Here is a 1834-nt window from a genome sequence, read left to right on the forward strand (position 1 = left end):
GGAACTCTGACAGCCAATTTACTGCGTCCTTTTCCACGCGATGATGGCAATACTTTTTTGCCGACCGGCAATAAAAAAGTTTTCGGAGCAGGCCATGCTTCATGCAGCATAGTTTGGATATTTTCAGACGGCCTTTGCAGCAAAGGTTGCAACTGTTCCAAGCTATGGCCAATGACAATCATGCCTTTGTGTTGCGGTCGTTTTTTCAGATGAATCAGTTGATTGAGTGCTTTAGGCAAAGTAGGGACACAGCCCAAGCCATAGCAAGACTCGGTAGGATAGGCGACCAAACCGCCTTTTTTAAGATGCGCCTGCAGCCTGCATTGGGCTGCAGCCGATAAAATTCTGGGAAACATCATCATCATACCAAGGCCGTCTGAAACTGAGATTGTCGGACAATCTGTGTTCAGACGGCCTATTTCTATTCATTATTAACGGTTGATGGCTTTATCGGCAATGTCTTTACGGTATTGCATACCGTCAAAACGGATTGTTTCCAATGCCTCATAAGCCTTGCTTTTAGCTTGGGCAACATCATCGCCCAAACCGACTACACACAATACACGGCCGCCGTTGGTTACAACTTCTCCTTTTTCATTCGTTGCAGTACCGGCATGGAAAACTTTACCGATTTGATTGGCCTTATCCAAGCCGAAGATCACATCGCCTTTTTTCGGGGAGTCAGGATAATTTTGTGCGGCCAACACCACGCCTACTGCAGTTTGCGGATTCCATTTGGCAGCAACACTATCCAGTTTGCCGTCGATTGCCGCTTCAACCAAGTCCACCAAATCGCTATCCAAACGGCTCATAATCGGCTGGGTTTCAGGGTCGCCGAAACGGCAGTTGAATTCAATGGTATAAGGCGCACCGGTTTTATCAATCATCAAGCCCGCGTATAAAAAGCCGGTAAACTCATGACCTTCTGCTTTCATACCTGCCACGGTCGGCAAAATAATTTCATTCATCGCGCGCTCGTACACATCAGGCGTTACCACCGGAGCAGGGCTGTATGCGCCCATACCGCCGGTATTAGGGCCTTTGTCGTCATCCAACAGGCGTTTATGGTCTTGACTGGTTGCCATCGGCAAAACATGATTGCCGTCCACCATAACGATAAAGCTTGCTTCCTCGCCTTGCAGGAAATCTTCAATCACGACACGCGCGCCTGCATTGCCCATTTTGTTGCCCAACAACATATCGTCAATAGCGGCATGGGCTTCATCCAAAGTCATGGCGACAATCACGCCTTTACCGGCAGCCAAACCATCCGCCTTAATAACAATTGGCGCACCTTTTTGATTGACGTAATCATGTGCCGCATCGGCATTTTCAAAGGTTTGGTATTGCGCGGTTGGAATGTTATATTTTGCCATAAACGCTTTAGCAAAATCCTTTGAGCTCTCCAGCTGGGCCGCGTATTGAGTCGGGCCAAAAATCTTCAATCCGGCAGCACGGAAGTCATTCACCACACCCGCAGCCAAAGGCGCTTCAGGGCCGACTACGGTAAAGGCAATATTTTCATTACGGCAAAAATCAATCAAATCTTGATGTGCCGTCAACGCCACATTCTGCAGTTTAGGCTCAATTGCCGTTCCGGCATTACCAGGTGCAACAAAGACAATTTCTACTTTAGCCGACTGCGCCAATTTCCAAGCCAGTGCGTGTTCACGTCCACCATTACCAATAACGAGCAATTTCATACCATCTCCTTGAAGAATAGATGTTGTAAATAAAATTCAATCGATGGAATATTGTTCCATCTTGCATAGCTGTTTCAAATTAAGAATAATATTGCACCAAGACAACCATACTCTAATTTCAAACAACGAAA

The 1834-nt window shown here is 46.8% G+C and carries 2 protein-coding genes; both read right to left on the reverse strand.

What is annotated here, in order from left to right; genetic code table 11:
- Positions 1-359, reverse strand: a 359-nt coding sequence (locus tag ACTHUM_RS12910; RefSeq protein ID WP_440403046.1) for an L-threonylcarbamoyladenylate synthase, incomplete at its 3' end; no start/stop codon positions are given.
- A 72-nt stretch (positions 360-431) separates the two neighbouring features.
- The gene (gene purD / locus ACTHUM_RS12915) at positions 432-1703 is read right to left on the reverse strand and encodes a phosphoribosylamine--glycine ligase (RefSeq protein ID WP_070461523.1); all 1272 of its coding nucleotides are present in this window, start codon (positions 1701-1703) and stop codon (positions 432-434) included.
- Positions 1704-1834: the final 131 nt, after the last annotated feature.

The organism is Neisseria sp. P0021.S006, assembly GCF_051956895.1.